4 protein-coding genes, 1 tRNA gene and 1 pseudogene are annotated in these 3835 nt (G+C 69.4%); 2 read left to right on the forward strand and 4 right to left on the reverse strand.

Going from position 1 to position 3835, the window contains the following annotated elements; genetic code table 11:
• On the forward strand, positions 1-1106 hold a 1106-nt coding region (locus AC2W7C_RS14585; protein WP_486002068.1), incomplete at its 5' end, for a DUF885 domain-containing protein.
• A 169-nt stretch (positions 1107-1275) separates the two neighbouring features.
• Here the strand turns inward: AC2W7C_RS14585 and AC2W7C_RS14590 are convergent.
• Positions 1276-1617 carry an MmcQ/YjbR family DNA-binding protein gene (locus AC2W7C_RS14590; RefSeq protein WP_486002069.1) on the reverse strand — a complete coding sequence of 114 codons (342 nt, stop codon included), beginning with the start codon at positions 1615-1617 and terminating at the stop codon, positions 1276-1278.
• 2 nt (positions 1618-1619) lie between these two features.
• A pseudogene (gene msrA / locus AC2W7C_RS14595) lies at positions 1620-2266 on the reverse strand (peptide-methionine (S)-S-oxide reductase MsrA).
• Between the two features lie 142 nt (positions 2267-2408).
• Between msrA and AC2W7C_RS14600 the strand changes: the two are divergent.
• Positions 2409-2498, forward strand: a tRNA-Ser gene (locus AC2W7C_RS14600).
• Positions 2499-2569: 71 nt separating this feature from the next.
• Here the strand turns inward: AC2W7C_RS14600 and AC2W7C_RS14605 are convergent.
• Positions 2570-3028 carry a chemotaxis protein CheE gene (locus AC2W7C_RS14605; protein ID WP_486002070.1) on the reverse strand — a complete coding sequence of 153 codons (459 nt, stop codon included), beginning with the start codon at positions 3026-3028 and terminating at the stop codon, positions 2570-2572.
• A gap of 10 nt (positions 3029-3038) precedes the next feature.
• On the reverse strand, positions 3039-3716 hold the full coding sequence (locus AC2W7C_RS14610) for a response regulator (RefSeq protein WP_486002071.1): 678 nt from the start codon (positions 3714-3716) through the stop codon (positions 3039-3041).
• Between the last annotated feature and the right edge of the window lie 119 nt (positions 3717-3835).

Genomic DNA, 3835 nt, shown 5'->3' on the forward strand with positions numbered 1-3835 from the left:
CCGCGCCGCCCGCGCCGTGGCCGACGGGATCATGCCCCCAGCGCCGCGCTTTGGGCCCGCTTTCCTGCGCGAGGACTACCTGCCCCGCGCGCCCGAGAGCCTGGGCCTCGTCCATCGTCCTGGCGGGGCGCGAAATCTACGCCTATCTGGTGCGGGGCTACACCACCACCGACATGACCCCCGACCAGGTCCACGCCCTGGGCCAACAGGAAGTCGCCCGCATCCGCGCCCGGATGGACGCCGAAATGCAGGCCGCCGCCTGGACGGGCGACTTCGCCTCGTTCCTGAACTTCCTGCGCACCGATCCGCAGTTCTACGCGACCACCCGCGAGGACCTGATGGAGAAGGCCTCCGAGATGGCCAAGCGGTCCGATGACGGCCTGCCGGCCCTGTTCGGAACCCTGCCTCGGACACCCTATGGCGTGCGCGAGGTGCCTCGCGAGATCGAGGCCAACTACACCACGGGCCGCTACTTCCCCGGCTCGATGGAGAACGGCGTCGCCGGCGGCTACATGGTCAACACCAGCCGGCTGGATCAGCGGCCCCTCTACGAACTGCCGGCGCTGACGCTGCATGAAGCGGTGCCCGGCCATCACCTGCAGATCGCCCTGCAGCAGGAGGCCGAGGAAGGCCCCTACTTCCGCCGCAGCGTCGACGTCACCGCCTTCGTCGAAGGCTGGGGTCTGTATTCCGAGTTCCTGGGCGAGGAGATGGGCTTCTATCGCACGCCCTACGAACGGTTCGGCCGCCTGTCCTACGAGATGTGGCGGGCGTGCCGCCTGGTGGCCGACACCGGCATCCACTGGCTGGGCTGGGACATCGAGCAGGCCCGCGCCTGCTTCCGCGACAACTCCGCCCTGGCCCCCCACAACATCGAGACCGAGCTGCAGCGCTACATCGGCTGGCCGGGCCAGGCGACGGCCTACAAGGTCGGCGAGATCCGGCTGCGCGCCATCCGGACGCGGGCCGAGCGCGAACTGGGCGACCGTTTCGACGTCCGCCGCTTCCACGACGCCCTACTGGTCGACGGCCCCCTGCCGATGGCCCTGCTGGACCGTCGCATGGACCGGTGGATCGCCGAGGAGAAGTCCCGGCACGCGAACTAAGTTCAACCGGGATACCGCTCGCGCTGCTCGCCCCCCAACCCCGTCATGGCCGGGCTTGTCCCGGCCATCCATGATCACTGAAACGAGGGTGACGGCTCGATCCAGAACCGTTCGTGTTGATGGATTATCGGCACGAGGCCGGGAATGACGGAGCAGCTGCGGATCGACCTTAGCTCAGGCCCAGCTCGACCCGCTGCTTCTTCGTCAGCTTCGCCGCGATGATGGAATGGGCGATGGCGAAATGCTCGGCCAGTTCGTCGTCCGGCCAGGCGACGGGTCGGGCAGGTTCACCCATTTGGCGCGCGCAGATAGGGCGCGGGCCGGGCCGGCCCTCCTCGGTCAGCACCTCGTAGGCGATGTCCGAGACCTTGAACGACACGCCGCCCTGCTCGCCGACCATCACGAACATCTTGCCGCCGATGCGGTAGGCGTCGTGATGGTCGCCGAACGGATGGTCCAGCGTCGCGCCCGGCAGCGCCAGGCAGGCCTTGCCGATCCCCTCCCTGTCCATGGTCAGGCGCTCACGCCGACGCCGATCGGACAGGTCACGCCCGTCCCGCCGATGCCGCAGTAGCCGGCGGGGTTCTTGGCCAGGTAGCCCTGGTGGTAGTCCTCGGCGAAATAGTAGGGGCCGGCCGGCGCGATCTCGGTGGTGATCGTTCCCCGGCCCGCCTGGGTCAGCGCGGCCTGGTAGGCGTCGCGCGACGCCTCGGCCTCGGCGCGCTGCTCGTCGTCCAGATAGTAGATGGCCGAGCGGTAGGTGGTGCCGATGTCGTTGCCCTGGCGCATGCCCTGGGTCGGGTCGTGGTTCTCCCAGAACGCCTTCAGCAGCTCGCCGTAGCTGATCTCGTGCGGATTGAAGACCACCTGCACCACCTCGGCGTGGCCGGTGCGGCCCGTGCACGTCTCTTCATAGGTCGGATTGGGGGTGTACCCGCCCGAGTAGCCGACCGAGGTCACCCACACGCCCGGCAGCTGCCAGAACACCCGCTCCACGCCCCAGAAGCAGCCCATGCCGAAGAGGGCGGTCTGGAAGCCCTCCGGATGCGGCCCTTTCAGCGGCGGCCGCTGACGAAATGGACCTCGTCGGTCGGCAGCGGCGTCGCCCGCCCCGGCAGGGCGGCGTCGGGCGCGGGCATGGTGGTCTTCTGGCTCAGCATGGCGGAACTCCGGACGGATCGTTTCCGCCCATATGGGCCTTGAGACGGCGCTTGCCGAGGGGGGCCGACTGTTCTAATCAGCGCCCTCGCCGGATCGACCGTCCGGCGAAGCACGAAAGCCTTCGGGCGACGTCGTGGAAACGGACAGGTGGCGGAGTGGTCGATCGCGCACGCTTGGAAAGCGTGTGTACGTGAAAGCGTACCGAGGGTTCGAATCCCTCTCTGTCCGCCACGCTCGATCCGGAAGGCCGTCGCCCCGCCCCCGGAGGTTCCGAATTCCCGGCGTATCGCCCGCCAACCCGCTCAGCGGGCCGGACCGGCCGCCGCCAGCACGCTCTGCAGCCCCTGCAGCAGCACCCGGGCGTCGTCGTCGGCCTTGCAGCCGCCGGCGTGAATCAGGCGAAGCGCCTGCACATGCACCCCGACCGCCGACCAGTTCCAGGCGCCGGAGGTCCGCAGGCGGTCGCTGAGCTCGCACAGGCTGTACCCCGCCTCGTACAGCGGGCCGGTGTCGAAGAAGCCGGCTAGATCGACCAGCGCGGCGGCGCGTTCATAGACTTGATCCGCGCTCTGCGGCGCCCGCTCGGCGCAGAGCGCCTCCAGCTGATCGATCAGCCGGCCGAGGTCCGCCAGCGTGCTCTCGCGATGAGTCTCCAGCCCCTCCAGCGCCCGGCGCTGGGCCTCGGCGATCGAGCGTCCGCCCGGACGGGCCAGTTGGCGGGCCAGCGGCGTCTCGACCTTGAAGGTGCGGGGAGCGGTCATGGCGGGGTCCTTACAGGGCGACGCGGCGGGGCTTCATCAGCATGTCGATGTCGGCCTGATCCATGTTGGCTTCGCTGGCCTCGCCCACGTGGGTGGACAGGTCGCCGGCGCGGCGGCCGGGCTGGCCCAGCGGGGGCCCGAAGTTCCGCACGCGCCGATCCGGGCCGACGTAGCCGTCGCACTCGACGAACTCCCGCTCGTCGGCGCCCAGCCACAGGATGCGCTTGAGCAGCACGGTCGGGGTCAGGGGCTTGGCGACCACGAAGCTGGCCCCGCAGTCGCGGCTCTTCTGGATGCTGGACTGGGCCGCGTGGCCGGTCAGCATGATGACCGGGGTGAACCGCACCGGAGCCGGGGTCTCGCGCCGGACCCAGCGGGTGAAGTCGTAGCCGTCCATCTCGGGCATGGAGCAGTCGACCAGAATCAGGTCGATCGTCCGGCGCTTCAGGATCTCGGAGGCCTCCAGCGCGCTCTCGCACTTGATCTGCTCCTTCACGCCGAAGCCGTGAAAGATCGAGCTGAGCATGTCCAGCGACTTCATGTTGTCGTCGATCAGCAAGACCGACGAATGCTCCAGATTGACCCGTCCGGGATTGGCCACGGCCTTCAGCTCACTCGAACAGGACGACTTCGCCCGCGGCGGCCGCAACCCCGGGCTGGTGGGATCGGCGCGCAGGCGGTCCGCCATGTCGGACAGGGGAATCGCGGCGATCAGTTCGGCCGGCGCGCAGCCCGAAGACAGGCCGCCCAGCACCCCCGGTCAGGGCGTCCAGCTGCTGGCCCAGCAGGTCCAGCGCCTGAGCCGGC

This window comes from Brevundimonas sp. CURTG3B2_SDJG (genome assembly GCF_057364705.1).